Genomic DNA, 21,378 nt, shown 5'->3' on the forward strand with positions numbered 1-21,378 from the left:
TTTTAATATGAAATCGTTAATAAAAGTGATATTCAATATAAATAGAATGCATCTAAAGAGATTGTAAGCCATCGAGGAATAGGCAAAAATGCCAAAGAATCAATCCATGACAAAATTAATCGGCTTCAAATAGTAAAGTTTTTTCACTCAATAATAATCAGCAAACATATTATTAGCAAATCAATCTATTCCATAATATTTGTAAATCAATTTAATACAAAATATTATTTTTAGCTAAAAATCGAATTAAAAATAGGCTTCTTAGCGCTAAGTTTTTTCACTATACTGAACAAACTCACTCACTGAATACCTATAAGTGATTGGGGATGAATGTAACATTAATACTCTTAATTTAAACATTGGAGGTTTTATGTCTATCTCTACCTCTTCTAGCTCAATTCATCAAGGAACTCCCACTATCAAAGTACAAGATAACCGGGGCTTAGCAATTCGAACATTAGAATTTTATCGAACAACGACCGAAAATCCCCCAGAAATACGTCTGACCCAACAAAAGTTTTCCGCTATCGGTAACCCGCTTTCCCAACAAGATCCACGACTTACTATCCCCAATTTTCTTTATCAAACATCATTAACAGGCAATATCATCCATACTAAGAGCCAGGACAGTGGTGACTTATTCACCTTAAACGACATTGAAGGACGATCTTTTTATCAACAAGATGCAAGACATACTCAGCGTAACTGGCTATATGAATCGGCTGAATTACCGTTTATAGGCAGGTTACTTGCTATCGATGAGCAAGTCGCTAATCAACCATCACAGATCCGTGAACGCTTTATTTATGCACCAGCAACACCAGAAAGCCAAGCATATAATTTATGCGGTCAAGTCATTCGTCACTATGATACCGCCGGCTGTCAACAACAACAAAGTTTTACCCTTCAAGGATATCTTCAAATTCAGCAACGCCAACTATTGCTAAATTTTTCTGAGCAAAGCGATTGGCAGGGTACAGAACAACAGTGGCAACAAAAAATCGCCCCAGAAAATTTTATTACTCGCCAAGACTATGATACTCAAGGTGGTTTACTACAACAAATTGATGCTGACGGTAACATTCAACAACAGAGTTATAACCGCGCAGGACAGTTAATTGCACGCTTATTGCAAATTAAAGATCAACCGCTAAAAATTGTCTTACAATCGGCTGATTACGCGGCTAGTGGACAAATCAGACAGGAAATATTGGGTAATGGCGTAGTAACTGATTATACCTATGAAGCTGAAACAGGTTATCTATTAATGGTAAAAACCTACCGTCCCGCAGATCATCCTTTGGGTTATTTAACTTTTCAGGATTTACGCTACACCTATGATCCGGTTGGTAATATTATCCTTATCCAGAATGATGCTCATGCCTCCCGTTTTTATCATAATCAAAAATCCGTTGCCGAAAATCAGTACCACTATGATACGTTCTATCAGCTCATCGAAGCGACTGGACGAGAATCCCTAACCAACCGCCCCCCTGTTGCTCAACGTTTTCTTACCTCACCTGCTGACGCCGCCTATCAAAGCACCCCTTATACTCGCCAGTATCAATATGATGCTTCAGGTAATTTAACGACCATAAAACATCAAGGTGCTAGTCAGTGGACAAAGCATATTTATGCTTCTGACACCAGTAACCATGCTTTAGCTGACTCTTTTTTTCCATCAACTCCAAGCTTACCAATTGACGATTACTTTGATGCCGCTGGCAATCAGCTTCAGTTGCAAATTGGCCAAAATTTAAGCTGGAATAGTCGAAATCAGTTGGCTGCAGTTGTCCCAATTAGCCGGGAAACAGGGCAAAATGATAGTGAAATCTACTGTTATGACAGCCAGGGAATACGCCTGGTCAAACAGCAGCAGTATCTAGCTAGCAATGTAAGCCACATTGAAACCTGTTGTTATTTGCCTGGAATTGAGATAATTACTCATGATCTACAAACAACAGATGATCAATCACAACAGCGCAAATCCCTACGAACAGTCATTATGCAAGAAAATTTGTGCGTATTGCATTGGGCTAGTGAGCAAGATGCGCCAGCAGAAATCGGCAATAATGCGTTACGCTATAGTATAAATAATCAGATCGGCAGCTGCATTTTAGAGTTAGATGAATATGGCCAATTGAGTAGTGAAGAAGAATTTTTCCCCTTTGGTGGCACTGCCTGGTGGGCGGCTGAAAATCAGCTTGAAAACCATTATAAAACCTATCGTTATTCAGGCAAAGAACGGGATGCTACTGGGCTATATTATTATGGCTTCCGTTATTATCAACCATGGGTTGGGCGGTGGTTAAATCCAGATCCCGCAGATATCATTGATGGATTAAATATCTATCGCATGGTAAGAAATAATCCTGTTAATAACAAAGATATACATGGTCTAATGCCCTGGCCATGGAAGAAAAAAAATAACCAAACAACAAATAGTAATGCAGAAGCTAAACCCTCAACTAGTAGTGGAAATACTACAGCCTCCCAAAAACCATTAAACATTGTTATTGAACGTTTAGTTGATTTAATCGAAGAAGGACGAGGGGGCGCAAGAGCATTAACAGGAAGTAGATTTGAAAGTACAATGAGTAAACTTTCAACCTTTTTTATTGATCTTCAACCAGAAGGCTCTTTATCAGAGGGTAAACAAATATTAATTTCGACTAAAGGATTTAATCGTCCTCCTAAAGATCTTGTTAACCAAACAAGAGAGAGTAAAGACATGTATTCTTTCCTTAAACCATATCTTGAAAGAGATATAAATTCTGAGACTTTTTGTTTACAAAATCTAACTTCTGACTTAGCTAAATGGACAACAAATGCATTACAAAAAAAACCAAAATATTAACAAAAAATATTGCTAATGATTACATAAAACGTATCGAGCGCGCCTCAGATATCGAAATCGATAAAGGAGAATTTACCAAAAATCCTGCATCTAGAGCCCCAGAAACTCAAGAAGAAGCAATTCAGTATTTATATTACGCTGTAGGTTTATTTGAAAGTGAGACTGATTGGGTTGAATATGCCAAAAACATGTACTTAGACGAATATCCCTTACTTGCAAATATCAGTTATCAAAGAGCACAGCGTATCTATGAAAAAAATAGATCAAATAATGTTTACATGTAGACAATAAACCAATAATTAACATACACAAAATCACTTATTGCTTTTGAAATAAGTGATTTTATTTTAGATAAAGCATACTTATCATCTATTTTTATTCATTTACATTGCCACTTAAATAGTGAAATTTAATTCTGATTAAATTTAAATTTAAATTTAAATTTAAATTAAAGTTAAATGATACTGATTAATTAAATTTTTTTATTAAATTAAAGATGCAATAAAAAATAAAAATAACGGTTAAAATAATTTGGCGACAATTAATCGATTCAGCTAATAAATAAAAAAACTTTTATTCAATGACACATAATTTATTATCTTTAATTACAACAAAAAATAATTAACCAATATGAATTTACCCTTTGCTTATTATTAAATGCTCATTTCTAATAAAAATGAACTCCTGCGATAATTTAAAATAAAAATAATCACCAAGCTAAATCCATAAATCGCATAATTAACTGATTTTACTAAAAAATATTTATTATAAATTTAAATAAAAAATACTAGCTTTAAAAATAAAGTATGTTATGATTTTTTTAAATTTAATCCTAATCAATAAAAATAAATTAAAAGATATGAATATAAATAATCACATCTGATTTTTATATTCCATCGAAAGATATTCCTTTTCTTTAAAACAACGATAGAGCCATCTAATATAAGTGAGGGTTTTATGTCATACCAAATTAACGAAAATTCCATTAAGAATATTATTAATAAATTAAATGTTAAATCATTCAGTGAGCTAGCTGATTACGCTAAAGAAGAACTTTATCAAGTTGCCGATAATCAATTAAGTTTGCAGGATTGTGACCAACTGTTAGCCCAAGCCAAAAAGATCCAGGAAAAAAATAATGCTCAATACCGGCAACAAATCACCCGCCAGGCCATTCCAAAACAATCAACACATCTGGTCGCGACTCAATTACAGACAGATTTTAGCAACGCAAAAGCGCAACAACTGCAGTATGACGAAGCCATGTTTTACAGTAACGATTTTATTCCCGATCGTGATAGCGATTTTGTCAATCAAGGTGATATCGCGTCCATGTTTTCACCAGCCGCTTATCTGGTAAAACTTTATCGCGAAGCACAAAAACTGCATCCGGTAAATTCACTCTATTTTATCGACAATCGTCGCCCTGACTTAGCCGATCTGGTTTTGAGTCAGGACAATATGGATACACCAGTAAGCACGCTAACCTTATCCAATCAAATACTAGCGGCTCAAATTGGCAAAAAAATCGGTGATAACGATAAACAAAAAATTCTCGACGCGTTGGCTAAAGATACGTTAAATCCTGATGGCCCCTATTATTATTACACCGATGTTATTCAGCAGGTTTTACAAAACCATAATGTCATGCTGGCGCAATTAATTCAGCCGGAAAATCGTCCGGCTAATACCGATGAAATCTTTATCTTATGTACCGATTTAAAAATATCACCGCCGATTTACACGCTATTAACCACGGAAATTACTCCAGATAATCTTGACGCTGAATACCAAAAAGTGTTTGGCACCATTCCACCATAAACCCTGACCACAGCGGTTACACTAGCAGAACATTACGATTTAACGCCTGATTTTTTTTGAACTATTACTACCTAATAAAGATGCGACGGAAAAGCAGCTTAAAGAACATTTACTAAAAGTGCATAAAATTGTTTTATTGCACAAAACCACTCAACTGACGCCACTCACGCTACTTAATTTAGTGGACGACAGGAATGGTAACGTCACAGATGATACCTTAACTGAAATTTTGCAAATAAAACTATATGAACAATACGATACCATTAAAGAACCACAAGCACGGATATTAGCCGGTCAAAAAATTAGCCAAACCGCTGTTAATGAGGAGCTTAGTCAATACGACCAACTATTTAATAACCCGCCTTTATATGGTCAAAAATTCGTCCCAGACGATAAAGATTACGACATTGCACCCAGCGCCCAAAACATCTTTAAATCGAACTTGAAGCAAGCGTTTGCGGTTAATGACCAAGAGTTATATCAAATGTTGCTGCTTTTTAAAGACGATAACTATTGTAAAAATGATCTAGCAACAACCAGCGTTTTTTATTCACTTTATCTACTGACTTCTGCTTTTCATCTCACAGTTGCTGAATTAACTATCTTACTTGACCTACTTAACTATAAAAATATTCCATCTGCCGAGTTAATTAGTAAACTTAATACCACCGTCGAATGGCTAAATAAACAGAATCTTAATGTCGCCAGCTTAGTCGCATTAACGACAGATAATTTCGATACCAATCAATCACCTGAAATTGAAAATCTGATTATTACGCTAAGAAGTAATTTGGATGATCCAAATTTATCAGATAACGCGCTCAAAACCGCGCTGGCACCCTATTTTGCTTCCCAGTTAGCGCTTTCGTCAGCAGACATCGCCTACCAATTACTGATTTGGCTGGATAATATTAAAACTCGTCCTGAAGACCTAGACACCAATCAATTTTGGCAACAAATCAGTAACATTAACATTGATCAACCCTTTACTCTCACTCCAACAGCCATCCGTTATTGCCATCGGATTGCCCAACTAGCGCTTATAACCAACCTGTTTAAGCTATCACTGGCTGAAGTCACGCTGATTGTAAACCAACCAGAGCACTTGAAAAAAGCGTTAACCAAAGTTTATCTAACGGTAAACAATTTACAATTTATCACTCAATTCCACGACTGGACCATCCTATTGGCGACACAAGCACCCGTCGCCATTACTTCATTGGGTAAAGATCAACTCACCGTCAGCATGCTGGCAAAAGCGATTAATGCCCCAGTTGACGAATATACCGCCGCTGCTCAGCAAGTTGATAAACTTGCCACCAGCGATACCATAGTTAGCGATGTCCAACAAGGCTTATTTATTCAGCAGTGGTATCAGGCAGGGGAAACGCTAGCGGTTGATGCCACAGTGGTTGGCAGCTTATACGATCCCACTAATAATTACCCATTAACATTGTCTTCGTTACAACTACAAACCCAAGTTCCCATTGAGAGATTAACAAATGCTATTGCTGCATTAACAAGAGATTACAATCCAGCATCAGGAGATTATAGTTATCAAGCTGCTATCATTAGCAATAATGATGATATTGCATTATGGTATTTGGATAATGCAGAAAGAAATCCTGGCTATATCCTGTTACTTTATCCGTTAGGGAATAATCAATTTAAAATCAAGGCCAAGATTTTTGACTGGAATCAAGATAAACAATATGGTTGGGCTTATGAAACAACATCGGGCATCCAATATTTAGGGGATGCGAAAAAGATCAGTGAAAATGAATATGAACTCACCACATACATAGATTGGACAACATTAAAAATACCTAATGAAATTACAATTTACAATTGTGAAAATCAGCAACCTATTGTTAATCAAAAATATTCATATCAACAAAAAAGCGACTTATATCCAACAACAACCTTTATTGACCAATTGTCTCAAGAGCTCAATATTACCATCCCAATTCAGCCCGATTTGAATCCCTTTTTATTATCTTTAGCCACCAGCCTGTTAAATGCCCTTAACAAGTCACAACTCAAAACCGTGAACGGTATTCTGGCTGAAAACCTCAGTCGCGCTCAATGTTATTACTATCTGGCCTATGTCGCTGATAAAAATCTGACACTCAACAACCGAGACCAATTGTATGGCTATCTGTTGATTGATAACCAAGACAGTTATCAAGTCATCTCCAGTCAGATAGCGGCGGCCATGGCGAGTGTGCAACTCTACATTAATCGTTGTATTCAGCAGCCAGAGTATGAGGTTGGGGTAAATTACTCTGCCCTGCAACGGCCATTTTTCCTAGATTGGGAACAATATAATCGCCGCTATAGTAGCTGGGCGGGCATCAGGGAACTGGACTACTATCCAGAAAATTATATCAATCCGACCCAAAGGATCGGCCAAACCCAGATGATGAATAAGCTGCTACAAGCGATTAATCAAAGTCAGTTAACCAGCGATATTGTTGAGCAGGCTTTCCATAGCTACCTGACCGATTTTGAGTTGGTCGCCAATTTAACCATGATTAGTGGCTACCATGACCAATTAGATGTGCAAAAAGGTTTCACCTATCTTATCGGTGCCAGCCAAGAAGCTTCGCCCAATTATTCCTGGCGTAAAGTTAATCATGATATGTTTATTAACCAAGGATTTCCGGCTGATGCCTGGACAGAGTGGCAAGCCATTACCGCGTCTGCCAAACCGTATCGAAATCTTATTCGGCCAGTTATCTATAAATCTCGCTTATATCTATTTTGGCTAGAACAGCGGCAAATCAATGCTGAGAAAAAAGATACGCCGAAAAAAACCAAGCAAGAGACTATCCCCGAATACACTTATGATTTAAAACATTCCCATTTATTGTACGATGGCAATTGGAGCACGCCGTTTACTTATACCACATTAGATATTAATGATGAACTTCTTACTCTTTTAAATAAAGATAAGCCAACCATTAATGAGCAAGTAGGTATATTTGTTACCTACGATCTTACTCAAAAAGATATGTTGGTCATCTTGTACCACAAACAGCCAAAATATGATAAAGACTCTATGCCCAAAGGGCAGTCATGGACAATTAACCAAGATTTTACTCTAATCAATAACGATGATAAACAGACAGAATTTTTCCTTAGTCTATCAGTTATTTGGCGTGAGTTAGATACGACGATAGCTTTAAGTGTACCCGCACCATTAAGCTATATTGTCCAGGTTCCGACTAATATTATCGCCACTTCCCATTCCGTTGCAGCAAAGATACCCAACGGCCTTGCTCCGTTATCGCAAGGTTTAAGCCAATTATCACTGATAAAAGATACCGTTAATAATCAATATTACTTGCGGGGTGTGATTGTCCGTATTGAAGCCAAAGGGCAAGATAACAACTACTTAAATACGGGTGATCCCAATCTGGACGCCCTGCTCGACGCGTTAGATACCCAATTTTCATTAACCCCATTTGGCCAGGTAATAATTCAATACTACACCCTGCCATCAACCTCCACCAATCTTCTGACCGCCATATTTAAACAAACCCAGGGTGAACATGCCGGTAAATACCAGATGACCAGTTATACCAATTCACCCCAAGCAGCATCCACAATTTCACGTAGCTTTGTGGGAATTGAACTGCCACCCTTCCGGGCTAACAACGCCAATTTGCAAATAGACTATGTCACGCCAACCGATGAACAATCTATCTTTGATATTTATGCGAAAAATCTTGGTCAGGTGTTCAAAGTTAACGGCAATCCGGTATCATCAATGCTTATCCAAAGGCCTTATAGATACACTCTGACAGCAAGATTCGATGGTGCTATTCAAGCGACCCAAGAAATCATTGAAGATGATTTTTATTGGCAATTAGTCTTACCTGATAAAGCCTGGAATCTTCAACTAAATAAATTACCATCAACACTCTCTGTAGAATTTACGGTAAGTGTAGCTGATCGCGATGGTGGTGATATGGGTTCCGTTAGCCACCTAATTCCCGTCGAAAGCAAAGTCGTTGGTGACACCCAACCTCTATTACTAAAAACGGCAATTAATAAAGCACAATATATGGAAGGTGGACTCAGTGATACTTATCAGTCTGACCAACCGCAAAAGCATAGCGGTATCTATCAAGTCCGGCTCAATACTCTATTTGCTAAAGAACTGACTGCTCGCGCAGATCGTGGACTAGATACCTTATTAAGCCTTGATACCCAATATATGCCAGAACCTGCCCTGCCACGTACTGGTGTGCAAGTGACGCTAACCCTAAAACCCTATGATGAAGCGATTAATGGCAGCAATAAAATCTTTAAACTGAGAGAGGCTGATATTTGGGAGAGTGGTGATTCATTACTGCTTTATACCGGCGAATTGAGTGACCAGCCAACCACCGTAACCTGCTTTCTTAATCGTTATAATGATGCCCATGGTAATAAAGATAATCTCTATCTAGAAGCGGAATACCAAAAAGGCAAACAGAATAGAATTTTATTCAAAAAAATTCCAGGCAAAAAAGAGTGGCAATTGGATACCAGTTACAACGGTGGAACCTTCCCAGGGTTAGAAAGTATTGATAATGTCGAAAGCTTCTTTGCTAGAGGAGATAATAAAACCGAACCGATGGACTTTGCCGGTGCCAATGCACTCTATTTTTGGGAACTGTTCTATTACGTGCCGATACTGGTGATGAAGCGTCTGTTGCAAGAACAAAATTTTGCCGATTCAGCCAGCTGGTTAAAATTTATTTTTAGCTCAGCCGGTTATAATAACGGACGACAAAATCAGTACTGGAATACGCGTCCATTGCTAGAGGATACCAGTTGGAATGAAGTACCTGAAGATATCACCGATCCCGACGCAATTGCGCAAGCTGATCCGATGCATTATAAGTTATCCACTTTGATGAATATGATAGAGTTACTGATCGCACGCGGTGATCAGGATTATCGTCAATTAGAGCGAGATACCTTAGCGGAAGCAAAAATGTGGTATGTGCAAGCGTTAGAATTGATGGGTGAAGATGAACCTTCTTTACCAACAAGTTGGCAAAATCCAACGCTAAAAGATGCCGCGAAACAAATAGAACCATCAATATTTAAGCCAGAAAAAAATAGCAAGTGGCAAGAGCTTCGCCTCACCGATAACCATACCGCTGCCAAACGGTGTGGCTTATGATGATACCTGCCAATTGTGGATTGCAGATATCCAAGGCTTAGGCGTCGCCAGTTTGATCTTGAGTATACCGCATATGGAGCAAAAGCATTGGCGCTATGATTTAGCCAACCAAAAACCTTACCTCCTCAATCAACAAAATAATAATTGTGGCAGCGATACCACTTTTTACTATCGCAGTTCAGTGCAATTTTGGCTGGATGAAAAACAGCAAGCAATTCAACAAAATAAAAGCTATGCCAGCCACCTACCTTTCCCGATTCAGCTGCTCAATAAAATTAACCAACTTGACGAAATTACCATGAGTTGTTTTAGTCAAAGTGTTGATTATATGCATGGTATGTATGATGGTATAGAGCGCGAATTCCGTGGCTTTGGCCGGCTTGATATTATCGATTCAACTCAAGATGCAAAAGGCAATACCGACCAACGTAGTATGCCGTCATTATTACGACAATGGTTTCATATCGGCAATATCGATGACCAAGCAGCTTTCGCGTCAGAATACTGGCAAGGGGATAAACAAGCATTTCCAGCCGGTAAAACCCGTCTTACCCAATACCAGCAAGGCCAAGATGTACCAATTATCTCTCCGGATGAACAGCAACGATTCTGGGCTTATCGATCATTAAAAGGCAGTCCACTGCGCAGTGAACTTTATGGTTTAGATCAGGCCGCTGACGCCAAAAATCCTTACACCGTTACCTATTACCGTTATCAGGTTAGGCAAATTCCGGCGGTGACAACGCGCAAAACCGGCTTAGCAATGGCCCCCATGTCATTAGAGCAATGGGATTACAATTATGAACGTATTGCTGAAGATCCGCTTTATAGCCAAAACGTTACTCTTGCGTTTGATGATAATGGGGCAATAATACATAATGTTGCCATCAACTATCCACGTCGACCCATTAGTATAATTCCTCCCTCCATCTGGTTGCCAGACGGTGCTTTTGAGCAGAGTTACGATCCACAACAACTACTATTACGCATTAGCGAAAATCAAATCCGCTATCACAATTTAAAAACACCAGAACAGTGGCGATTAAATATTGCTGATATACAGCGGACAGATATAATCACCTTACCTGCCAGCGATGTGCCAGCTGAAGGATTTTCGCTTGAATCGCTGTTAAATCCTGATGGTATTTTGAGTGAAAACACACCGCGAGAATATGCCGGACAAAGTAAAATTTACTACCTGGAGGGTGGCGATAATAAACTAGTAGAAATCCCGACAATCCAAGCTTTAGTCGCTTTTACTGAGCAGGCCGAACTGGATGAGCAAAGTTTGCTCGCATTTGAACCAGTACTTAGCACAAGTCAAATTGAAGCATATTTAACCAATGCGGGTTATATCAAAACCAAATACCTGTTCCCACGTCCAGGGGAAGAAACTGCCAATATCTGGGTCGCACGACTTAACTATAGTGAATATTATGATGAAAAGGCTTTTTATTATCCTTATCGCCAGCGACACTCATTATTAACCGGCGCAACCAATTATCAATGGGATAAATATTACTGCGTCGTAATAAGCACTACTGATGCCGCTGGTTTCTATACGCAAGCGGATTATGATTACCGTTTTCTTATGCCTTATCGCATTGAAGATATTAATGATAATATTAGTTATGTCGATTTTGATGCCTTTGGGCGCATCTCTTCCAGTCGAATATGGGGTACAGAAGAAGGACAGCCAGCCGGATTTCCGCCTCCCGATGAAGTTCCTTTTATGCCACCGGACACAATTGACGCGGCTTTAAGCATGCCAACACCACAGCCGGTTGCACAATTTTACTTCTATGCACCAGCAGCGTGGATGAAACCAGCAACCAAAGATTTTGTCTCAGCAATCACTAATTCACAGCATCAATATAACCAAGTTGTCAATGAGCAAGGTTATGTCAATGTTATTGGCTACCAACGTTGGTTACGTAATAGCAATACGCCAGTCGACAAAGTACAGTTAGCAGATGATGCTGAAAGGCAACCGCCCTATGTTTTAACTGTCACTACCGATCGTTATTATCCTGATGAGCAACAACAGCAGCGACAACAGATCAACTTTATTGATGGCGCAGGCAGGTCTCTGCAAACTGCATTACGGGTACCCGCTGGTGATGCTTATATTGTGACCAAAGATGGTCGTTTAGCCAAAAATAAACTCGGTAAGGCAAAACAGGCTCTCACCAGCTCACGATGGGCAGTAACCGGTCGAGTAGAGTATGATAACAAGGGCTTAGTTGTCCGCCAATATCAACCTTTTTTCAGTAATAGCTGGCATTATATTCTCGATGATAGCGGTCGTGATAGCTACTATGCCGACACCCATTATTATGATCCGCTAGGGCGAGAAACACGAACGGTTACCGCTAAAGGCTATCAGCGGCGCCAACAATACTATCCTTGGTTGACGGTTAGCGAAGATGAAAATGATACGGCGGCTGAAATAACAAATTAATAATTTATTTAAACCGATAGCATATTATCTAAAATAACAAGATAATATGCTATAATTTGCAATATAAGACTTTTATTACAAAATAATATTATTATATATTATCAACAAATAGATTGATAAATTACTGCTGATTAAATCTTATCACTACTACTTTACCATTATTTATTTTTGCTCATCAAAACTTAATCAACTTTCTGGCATAATTTGGTTTTGTGCAACTCATTATTATTGCGGGATAACCAAAGTGACAAGGCTTTCAGTGAATCAGGGGTAAATTCATGACGACGGGCATTAATCTCGTCTGGCGTCAACCAAAAAACCGATTCCACTTCCGCTTCCTGTAATGCAAACGGGCCATGACTGACACAGCTAAACAAACCACCCCACACCCGACATTGTGTTGTTTCATAATAAAAAAGCCCATGCTCGGCAAAAGGTACATCGGCAATCCCCAACTCTTCTTCTGCCTCTCGCCTGGCTGCTGCCAGCATACCTTCACCACTGGTAACAACACCGCCAGCGGTTGCATCAAGTAAACTAGGATAAATATCCTTCATTTCAGTACGACGTTGGATCAAAATTTTACCCATACCATCATGCACAATAATATAAGCTGCACGATGACACAAATTCTCTGCTCTCATCTGCTGGCGTGTCGCCTGAGCAATCACTTTATTTTTATCGTCAACAATATCAATCCATTCTGCATTGACTACTTCGCTTATTACTCGTCCCATCTTGAACCTTTCTCATTTTTAAGCGGTCATCAATCTGTTTACTTGAGTCTAAACTCAGTAACTTGCTGATGCAAATTAAGTCTTAATTAGATAGCCATTGGCGCACTTTTTGCACCCTGTTTTTTTACTACAGCTTAAATAAGCATAGCCTGTTATTAGCAGATACAAAAGGCTTTACGCTGAGCCTAGGGATAGTTGAAATTAACAGTTAAATTACTCATAAAATCACATCAATTCTTTTTATAATATAAAGCAAAAATGATAATAAGCATTAAGTTAGCAAAATATAAAAACAAGATATACTAATTTTAGCCGCTAAATAAAACGATGAAAATTTACTGATATATATTAGCCATTTTAATATTAATTACTTTTATCTAGCGGCTGGTTTTTTTATAAATAACAACTAATATCAACAATAATTAATAAAATATTGCTATTATCCTACCTTTACTTTTAATATATTAACAATCTGTAAAATAACAACTTATTGTTACAATTAATTTATTGATGAATATAAATCTCTTTTCATAAAAAATTAAAATAAATAAGCTTAGTTAATATGATTTTTAGCATTAATTTAACAGTCTTACAAGAAATATGAATATATGATTATTATATAACTCACTATTTCATTTTTTAGTTTTAATTAATCAATAAGCTAACCAAAAATTAACATTTAAAGTGTTAAATAACATTAATTAGCCATATTTAATGAAGTTTTTAAACAACAAATCGGCGACAATTTTACTGGCCAGTTTATTGATTGTATTCACAGTCTAATGATCTGCTGTTTCTTTAAATATCAATACTATAATTACTTATATCATTATTGAAAACCACGGAGTGAGAATGCGGATTTTTATTACTGGCAGTACCGGCTTAATTGGCTCAAGACTTGTTCAACAACTGGTTATACATTCCCATACTATCACCGTATTGAGTCGATCATGCCAAAAAGTTTACAGCCTATTTGGTCGACATGTTGATTGTCTGACAAGCTTAAATGAGATTAATAATCTTGATGGTTTCGATGCCATTATTAATCTTGCCGGTGAACCTATTGCAAATAAACCATGGACTAAGGAACAAAAAATAATTCTGTGTGAAAGCCGCTGGAAAATGACAGAACGCTTAAGCCAACTGATCAACGACAGTAAAAAACCACCAAAAACGTTTATTTCTGGTTCAGCAGTTGGTTATTATGGTGATCAGGGACAAAGCGTTGTCACTGAATCCGATATGCCACATGCCGAATTCACTCACCAACTATGCCAAAAATGGGAATCATTGGCATTAGAAGCTGAAAGTGATAAAACACGCGTTTGTTTGCTACGAACCGGAGTGGTACTGGCGAAAGAAGGCGGTGTACTGAAGAAATTGTTACCGATATTTAAAGCCGGATTAGGCGGGCCAATCGGCAAAGGCAAACAATATATTCCCTGGATCCATATTGATGACGTTGTCAATGCGATTAATTACCTGCTTGAGTCACCTTCATTATCTGGTGCGTTTAATATTACTTCACCCTACCCGGTGCATAATGATCAGTTCAGTGCAATACTGGCCGAAGTACTTAATCGTCCGGCAGTGATTAGAACGCCAGAATTTGTTATTAAATCGATTATGGGCGAATCTGCAGCATTAATGTTAGGTGGGCAACAAGCGATTCCAAAGCGTCTTGAAGAAGCTGGATTTAAATTTCACTATATTGAATTAAAAGAAGCACTCGAGTCATTACTGTTAACTACGTCGCAAGAGACCATTACTTAATACCTTGCCAACGAGTAAATAAGGTTTGTGGTAAGGTGATACCATATTGATCTAATATTCGATTGACAGTTTGATCGACAATGTCCTGTACGGTTTCTGGCTGATGATAAAAGGCCGGCATCGGTGGAAAAATTATCGCGCCAATCTCTATGACATTCATCATTAATCTCAAATGACCTAGGTGCAAAGGTGTTTCCCTGACACCCAAGATTAATTTACGCTTCTCTTTTAAAACCACATCAGCCGCCCGCGTAATTAATGTATCGTTATAACTGTTGGCAATACCAGATAACGTTTTTATTGAACACGGCATAATAATCATACCGGAGGCAATAAATGAACCAGAAGAAATCGCCGCAGCAATGTCTCTATCTTCATAGACAACATCAGCCATTGCTAGAACATCGCGTAGGCGATAAGAGGTCTCCAGCGCTATAGTCTGCTTAGCTGCTGCACTGACAATTAAATGTGTTTCAATCTCAGCAACAGAACGTAAAACTTCAAGTAAACGAATACCGTAAATTGCACCACTAGCGCCTGTCAATCCGATAATTATTCTCTGCATCATTTTTGCTCAATAATAACGATAAAATAGATTTCAGTATTGTCAGCTTAACGATATCCGTTAAAGTCTAACTTAATTCAAACGATAACAACAAGTTAGCCTTCGTTGTAAATTTCCAAATTTTCAATCTCATTATGTTCTTTTAACTGATCCTCCCTACGCAGATTTTCCAGATAATCCAAGTAAGCTTGATCAATATCCTTGGTAACATAAACCCCATTAAAAACCGAACACTCGAAAGTGGTGATATCAGGATTTTCCTCCCTCACAGCGGCAATCAGATCAGTAAGATCCTGAAAAATTAAATCATCAGCACCAATAAGTTGACGAATTTCATCCACTTCACGCCCATGGGCAATCAATTCATTAGCGGACGGCATATCAATACCATAAACATTCGGAAAACGAACTTCTGGTGATGCCGAAGCAAAATAGACCTTTTTGGCCCCAGCTTCGCGTGCTAACTCAACAATTTGTTCAGAGGTTGTTCCGCGCACAATAGAGTCATCGACTAATAAAACATTTTTACCACGGAATTCGGCTCGATTGACATTCAGTTTACGACGTACCGACTTGCGTCTCTCCTGCTGTCCTGGCATGATAAAAGTACGTCCCACATAACGATTTTTAACAAAACCTTGGCGATAGGGTTTACCCAAAATATAAGCTATTTCCAGTGCGCTATCACAAGATGTTTCAGGGATCGGGATCACAACATCAATCTCTAAATCCTGCCATTGACGGGCAATTTTGGCGCCCAATTTTTGCCCCATCCGCAACCGAGCTTTATTAACCGATATTTTATCGATAAAAGAATCTGGTCTGGCTAAATAGACAAACTCAAACAGACAAGGGGTTAATTGTGGATTTTCTGCACATTGCCGGCTGTAAAGTTCTCCCTGTTCAGTGATATAAATCGCTTCACCAGGCGCGACATCACGCAAGAACTCAAAACCAAGGGTATCTAAAGCGACACTTTCCGAAGCAACCATGTACTCATTTTGACCGTCTTCCAATGTGCGCTTACCCAGTACCAGAGGGCGGATACCAAATGGGTCACGAAACGCCACTAAACCATGGCCAATAATCATTGCAACACAAGCATAAGCGCCACGAACTTTGTTATGCATCGCAGCAATAGCGGTAAAAATATTTTCTGCAGTCAGCGGAAAATGATCAAATTGATCCAATTCATGGGCAAGCACATTGAGCAAGATTTCTGAATCTGAAGAAGTATTTACATGACGACGAGCCGTTTCAAATAACGTTTTTCTTAATTCATGTGCATTGGTCAAATTACCATTATGGGTCAATGTAATACCAAAAGGAGAATTAACATAAAAAGGTTGCGCTTCGGAAGCGCTGGAGCTACCCGCGGTTGGGTAACGCACATGGCCAATTCCCATTTTACCCCGCAAACGCAGCATATGGCGAGCAGCAAATACATCTTTTACTAAGCCATTCGATTTACGTAGGCGAAATTGTTTATTTTCATCAATTGTTGCAATACCTGCAGCATCTTGCCCACGATGTTGAAGCACTGTTAGCGCATCATAAATTGATTGGTTAACTGGTGTAAAACCAGCAATACCGACAATACCGCACATCTACTTTTTCCTTATCAACCAAACGGAGTGATATTTTCAGGTAAAAAACTTGACGCATTTTTTAAATAATCAAAAAACCATCTAATAATATGACTAAATTGGGGTATCAATTCAGAACGTTGCCAATCTTCACTTTTTGGCAAGGGAGTAAAAGTATCCAGGAAAAACAGGATTGCCGACACAATTAATATACCGCGTAATACACCAAAACAGACGCCTAACACGCGATCAGTACCTGATAATCCTGTTCGCTCAACTAACGAGCTAATCACATAATTGACTACCGCACCCACAATTAAAGTGGCGATAAATAAAATTGCAATCGCAATACCATTTCTAATCAGCGTGTCATCGAAGCGAGTGAGATAAGTCGCCAGATAAGGATAAAATTGGCTGGCAACAAAAAAAGCACAACCCCAAGTAATAAGTGACAAAGCTTCCCGTACAAAACCACGAATTAAACTAACCAAGGCCGAAAAGCAAATAATGGCAATAATAGCGTAATCAATCCAAACCATAATTTTAATCCAAAAAATTAAATATTCAGCATGGTCGAACGCATTCTAGCAGAAAACGAAAACGTTTGCGTTAGATATTTTGCTGAAAAGTAGCAATAAATTGCGGCGCAAAGATAAATCATGATCGCCGCAGGAATAATTAATATAACTGTTTAGTATCAATATGTTTTATCTATTAGTACATACCCATTTTACGGTTTATAACCGCGTATTTGCCCCTGTAAGCCGGTTAAATCTTTCAATTCCGACAAACTGGATTGCAATTTATCTCTCGAAGCATTTGGGCCAACAAAAATTCGAGTTAATTGACCATTAATTGGTAATGATGGCTCGGTATAAACCTGGTAGCCAGATAAACGTAATTTGGCAATAATTTCTTCCACTTTTGCTGCATTTTTCAGTACTGCCAACTGAATAACATAAGCCCGCGCCTGCGGTGCTTGAGTTTTCTCATTTGACTTAGTGATATGTTCTGGCACTAGCGCGGGTTTTTCAACTTTGACAGCTGGTTTAGACTTTGCTTGTTGCTGAGCGGACAGACTATCTGCTGATTTGGCCTTCGAATCAGAAGTGGCCTCAGAAATCATGGCTTCTGCAGAAGATGCCGCTAGTGGTTTCGGATTAATCGGCGCAATAGGTTCAATTTCATATTCATCGCTGGCTTTAGGCACCAAAGGGATCGCTGCAAATTCAGTCTCATTATATTTCTTATTACCATCCAATAATATGGGTAATACAATAACACCAACTGCAACAATAACAATCGTTCCCACCAAACGGTTTTGAAACTTACTGGCCACTTAAACTTTCCTCTTTTGTCTGCAGTTCCATAACCTCTGCAACAGTATGAAATGAGCCACAAACCAACACAATGTCCTGTTTGTCAGCCTCAGCCATAGCCTGCAACCAGGCATCTTTGACCGTCGCAAATTGATATGGCGATTCAACATACTGCGCTAATTGCGCTGCATCGGCACCGCGTATCCCACTTAATGAAGCGAGATACCATTTATCAACCTGCGCAGCCAAATAAGATAAAGTACTTTTTATATCTTTATCGGCTAACATCGCTACAACGGCATGAACTTTAGTATTTTTCTGCCTGGGTAAGCGAGCTAGTCTATCGGCTAAATAAGCTGCCGCATGGGGATTGTGCGCAACATCTAAAATTACACAAGGTTGCTCGCAGATAATTTGAAAACGTCCCGGTAATTTCGCCTTAATCAATCCCTGCTGAATAGCAGACAATGATATCGCCTGCCCAATGGCATCACCCTGTTTGATTAAACAATCAATAATTGCCAATGCGGTTGCAGCATTGGCCAGTGGGACATTTGGCACAGGTAACTGTTTAAAATCGTGATCATGGGATCGCCAATGCCAATGATCACTTTGTAGCTCAAATTGCCAATCTACTCCATAACGAAATAACTTTGCCCCTAAGGTTTGAGCCACTTGATTAATCGACTGTGGCATATCCGGTTCACCCACAACCGCATAGCGTCCTGAGCGAAAAATACCGGCTTTTTCGTAGCCAATCTGTTCACGATCACCACCAAGCCAGTCAATGTGATCCAATGCAATGCTAGTGATGGCAGCAATATCCGCATCGACGATATTGGTTGCATCTAACCGTCCACCCAAACCAACTTCTAAAATAACCACATCAAGTTTAGCTTGTTTAAATAGCTGTAAAGCAGCTAAGGTGCCATATTCAAAATAGGTCAGCGTTGTTGTGCTACGTTTCGATTCAATATCGGCAAAAACCCGACAAAATTCAGCTTCAGCTAACATTTTACCCTGGATCCTAACGCGCTCAGTATAATCTAACAGGTGAGGAGAACTATAAACGCCGACTTTTAATCCTGCTTCGATTAAAATAGATTCCAATGTATGGCAAGTCGTTCCTTTACCATTAGTGCCAGCAACAGTAACGACTTTCGGGGCGGGATATAAAAGATCCAGCTGTCGAGCGACGACACCAACCCGCTCAAGCCCCATATCGATAATTTTGCTATGCTGCTGGGTTAAATAAGTTAACCAGGTAGCTAAAGAAGAGGTTACCTCTGGTATCATTAAGGGTTCAGATATCTTCTCATTTTTGATCTGATTTGTTGTCAATTTCGGGTTTCTCACGATAGGGTGGCTCCAGATCATCGTCAACTAAGGTAATAACATCAATTTGACTTGCATCTTGAACGGTTTGATGGGTAAGCATCGCCAGTATTTCGGCTAATTTGTCCCTCATTTCAGGCCGTCTGACAATCATATCAATCGCACCTTTTTCAATCAGAAATTCACTGCGCTGAAAACCTGGTGGTAATTTTTCACGAACCGTTTGCTCAATAACCCGAGGACCAGCAAAGCCGATTAACGCTTTAGGTTCAGCAACATTAATATCGCCTAACATGGCTAAACTTGCTGATACACCGCCCATAGTTGGATCGGTAAGTACTGAGATATAGGGAAGCCCTCGTTCCTGCATCTTCGCCAGTGCCGCACTGGTCTTTGCCATTTGCATCAAGGACATTAATGCTTCTTGCATGCGAGCACCGCCACTGGCAGAAAAACAAACTAACGGACAATTATCTTCCAGTGCTTGCTCTACCGCACGCACAAAACGTGCACCAACAACTGAAGCCATTGAGCCGCCCATAAAAGCAAATTCAAAAGCGGCTACAATGACCGGCATACCTTTAAGCGAGCCTTTCATCACGATTAAAGCATCTTTTTCATGTGTCGCTTTTTGTGCTGCTGATATGCGATCTTTATATTTCTTGGAATCACGAAATTTTAAAATATCTTTCGGCTCTAATTCACTACCTAATTCAGCCGTGGTTCCTTCATCAAGAAAAGAGGCCAGACGTTGACGGGCCGAAATACGCATATGATGATCACATTTTGGACATACGGCTAAATTACTTTCTAATTCAGCGCGATAGAGTACTTGCCCGCAGCTATCACATTTTGTCCAAACCCCTTCAGGGATACTCGCTTTACGGGTCTGGCTAATATTGCTTTTATTAAGAATCTTTTCAATCCAGCTCATTAATAGACCTTTCTGTCTGAAATTACATTATCAGTCTCATTATTATGTTAATCATTAAACCACAATGACAAAGCATAGTGGATAAAAAACTGATCAAACCTGCTAATGACTATCTATTTTTTGGTTTAACAACCTGTTTTTCTTTTATTGATGATCGACGATAACGCCAAATCTCAATAATACCCGGCAGAATAGAAATTAAAATAATTGCCACAATTAATAATTTTAAATTCTGCTGAACAATTGGCAAATCACCAAAAAAGTAACCCGCGTAAGTAAATAATAGAACCCATATTAAAGCCCCGGCCACATTATAAAAAGCAAAATGCCGATATGACATTTTTCCCATCCCTGCGACAAATGGAGCAAACGTTCTAATAATAGGTATAAATCTAGCTAAAATAATCGCTTTACCACCATGTTTTTCATAAAATTGGTGTGTTTTTTCCAAATAAACCCGTCGAAAAATTTTTGAATTAGGATTGCTAAATAGACGCTCGCCGAATAAACGACCAATAGTATAATTAACCGCATCACCAATAATTGCTGCAATAATTATTAATACTACCATTAAATGAACATTAAGATCATTGCTCTCCAGTGCCGTTAATGCCCCAGCAACAAATAATAGGGAGTCACCCGGTAAAAAAGGCGTAACAATTAATCCAGTTTCGCAAAATACTATCAAAAATAGAATGGCATATAGCCAAATACCATATTCAGCAACCAGCTCAGCTAAATGAAGATCGATGTGTATAATAAAATCAATAATAAAAGTAATAAATTCCATAAAAAATCCAACAGTTGACAG

14 protein-coding genes are annotated in these 21,378 nt (G+C 38.8%); 6 read left to right on the plus strand and 8 right to left on the minus strand.

Annotated elements, in window-relative coordinates:
• The first annotated feature begins 370 nt into the window (after nt 1–370).
• The 5 genes from WH390_RS03290 (at nt 371) to WH390_RS03310 (ending at nt 12,318) form a co-directional block, all read left to right on the plus strand.
• On the plus strand, nt 371–2,857 hold the full coding sequence (locus WH390_RS03290) for an RHS repeat domain-containing protein (protein WP_052044800.1): 2,487 nt from the start codon (nt 371–373) through the stop codon (nt 2,855–2,857).
• Entirely contained in the window at nt 2,818–3,141 is a 324-nt protein-coding gene (locus tag WH390_RS03295) for a hypothetical protein (RefSeq protein WP_052044801.1), read from the plus strand. Before WH390_RS03290 ends, WH390_RS03295 begins: the two co-directional genes overlap by 40 nt.
• Nucleotides 3,142–3,814: 673 nt before the next feature.
• On the plus strand, nt 3,815–4,678 hold the full coding sequence (locus WH390_RS03300) for a Tc toxin subunit A (RefSeq protein ID WP_032114687.1): 864 nt from the start codon (nt 3,815–3,817) through the stop codon (nt 4,676–4,678).
• Between the two features lie 118 nt (nt 4,679–4,796).
• Nucleotides 4,797–9,857, plus strand: coding sequence for a neuraminidase-like domain-containing protein (locus tag WH390_RS03305; RefSeq protein ID WP_032114688.1), 5,061 nt, complete (start codon nt 4,797–4,799; stop codon nt 9,855–9,857).
• Nucleotides 9,847–12,318 (plus strand): toxin TcdB middle/C-terminal domain-containing protein, encoded by a 2,472-nt coding sequence (locus WH390_RS03310; RefSeq protein WP_052044802.1) that lies wholly within the window; start codon nt 9,847–9,849, stop codon nt 12,316–12,318. Before WH390_RS03305 ends, WH390_RS03310 begins: the two co-directional genes overlap by 11 nt.
• Before the next feature lie 182 nt (nt 12,319–12,500).
• Here WH390_RS03310 and yfcD read toward each other — a convergent pair whose 3' ends face one another.
• The gene (gene yfcD, locus WH390_RS03315) at nt 12,501–13,055 is read right to left on the minus strand and encodes an NUDIX hydrolase YfcD (RefSeq protein ID WP_032114689.1); all 555 of its coding nucleotides are present in this window, start codon (nt 13,053–13,055) and stop codon (nt 12,501–12,503) included.
• An 852-nt stretch (nt 13,056–13,907) separates the two neighbouring features.
• Between yfcD and WH390_RS03320 the strand changes: the two genes are divergently transcribed.
• Complete coding sequence (locus WH390_RS03320) at nt 13,908–14,828, plus strand: TIGR01777 family oxidoreductase (protein WP_334470207.1); 921 nt, start codon at nt 13,908–13,910, stop codon at nt 14,826–14,828.
• Here WH390_RS03320 and WH390_RS03325 read toward each other — a convergent pair.
• The 7 genes from WH390_RS03325 to WH390_RS03355 form a co-directional block, all read right to left on the minus strand.
• Nucleotides 14,821–15,393, minus strand: a complete 573-nt coding sequence (locus WH390_RS03325) for a UbiX family flavin prenyltransferase (RefSeq protein WP_032114691.1) — start codon at nt 15,391–15,393, stop codon at nt 14,821–14,823. The two genes, WH390_RS03320 and WH390_RS03325, sit on opposite strands and share 8 nt — an antisense overlap.
• 95 nt (nt 15,394–15,488) lie before the next feature.
• Complete coding sequence (gene purF, locus WH390_RS03330; RefSeq protein ID WP_032114692.1) at nt 15,489–17,000, minus strand: amidophosphoribosyltransferase; 1,512 nt, start codon at nt 16,998–17,000, stop codon at nt 15,489–15,491.
• A gap of 14 nt (nt 17,001–17,014) precedes the next feature.
• Nucleotides 17,015–17,518 (minus strand): colicin V production protein, encoded by a 504-nt coding sequence (gene cvpA / locus WH390_RS03335; protein ID WP_032114693.1) that lies wholly within the window; start codon nt 17,516–17,518, stop codon nt 17,015–17,017.
• A 191-nt stretch (nt 17,519–17,709) separates the two neighbouring features.
• Nucleotides 17,710–18,318 (minus strand): SPOR domain-containing protein, encoded by a 609-nt coding sequence (locus WH390_RS03340; RefSeq protein WP_032114694.1) that lies wholly within the window; start codon nt 18,316–18,318, stop codon nt 17,710–17,712.
• The gene (gene folC, locus WH390_RS03345; RefSeq protein WP_406850720.1) at nt 18,308–19,609 is read right to left on the minus strand and encodes a bifunctional tetrahydrofolate synthase/dihydrofolate synthase; all 1,302 of its coding nucleotides are present in this window, start codon (nt 19,607–19,609) and stop codon (nt 18,308–18,310) included. The genes WH390_RS03340 and folC overlap by 11 nt, the downstream gene beginning before the upstream one ends.
• Nucleotides 19,610–19,613: 4 nt before the next feature.
• Nucleotides 19,614–20,567: an acetyl-CoA carboxylase, carboxyltransferase subunit beta gene (gene accD, locus WH390_RS03350; protein WP_032114695.1), complete on the minus strand. Its 954-nt coding sequence runs from the start codon at nt 20,565–20,567 to the stop codon at nt 19,614–19,616.
• Between the two features lie 109 nt (nt 20,568–20,676).
• Nucleotides 20,677–21,357 (minus strand): DedA family protein, encoded by a 681-nt coding sequence (locus tag WH390_RS03355; protein WP_032114696.1) that lies wholly within the window; start codon nt 21,355–21,357, stop codon nt 20,677–20,679.
• Between the last annotated feature and the right edge of the window lie 21 nt (nt 21,358–21,378).

Origin of the sequence: Candidatus Arsenophonus nilaparvatae (genome assembly GCF_045346035.1) — a bacterium.
GTDB classification, from domain to species: Bacteria; Pseudomonadota; Gammaproteobacteria; order Enterobacterales; family Enterobacteriaceae; genus Arsenophonus; species Arsenophonus nilaparvatae.

Excerpts from the sequence above, each read along its gene's own strand:
- WH390_RS03290 (WP_052044800.1), top strand. The coding sequence starts at position 371 with ATGTCTATCTCTACCTCTTCTAGCTCAATTCATCAAGGAACTCCCACT.
- WH390_RS03295 (WP_052044801.1), top strand. The coding sequence starts at position 2,818 with ATGGACAACAAATGCATTACAAAAAAAACCAAAATATTAACAAAAAAT.
- WH390_RS03300 (WP_032114687.1), top strand. The coding sequence starts at position 3,815 with ATGTCATACCAAATTAACGAAAATTCCATTAAGAATATTATTAATAAA.
- yfcD (WP_032114689.1), bottom strand. The coding sequence starts at position 13,055 with ATGGGACGAGTAATAAGCGAAGTAGTCAATGCAGAATGGATTGATATT.
- WH390_RS03320 (WP_334470207.1), top strand. The coding sequence starts at position 13,908 with ATGCGGATTTTTATTACTGGCAGTACCGGCTTAATTGGCTCAAGACTT.
- WH390_RS03325 (WP_032114691.1), bottom strand. The coding sequence starts at position 15,393 with ATGCAGAGAATAATTATCGGATTGACAGGCGCTAGTGGTGCAATTTAC.
- purF (WP_032114692.1), bottom strand. The coding sequence starts at position 17,000 with ATGTGCGGTATTGTCGGTATTGCTGGTTTTACACCAGTTAACCAATCA.
- cvpA (WP_032114693.1), bottom strand. The coding sequence starts at position 17,518 with ATGGTTTGGATTGATTACGCTATTATTGCCATTATTTGCTTTTCGGCC.
- accD (WP_032114695.1), bottom strand. The coding sequence starts at position 20,567 with ATGAGCTGGATTGAAAAGATTCTTAATAAAAGCAATATTAGCCAGACC.
- WH390_RS03355 (WP_032114696.1), bottom strand. The coding sequence starts at position 21,357 with ATGGAATTTATTACTTTTATTATTGATTTTATTATACACATCGATCTT.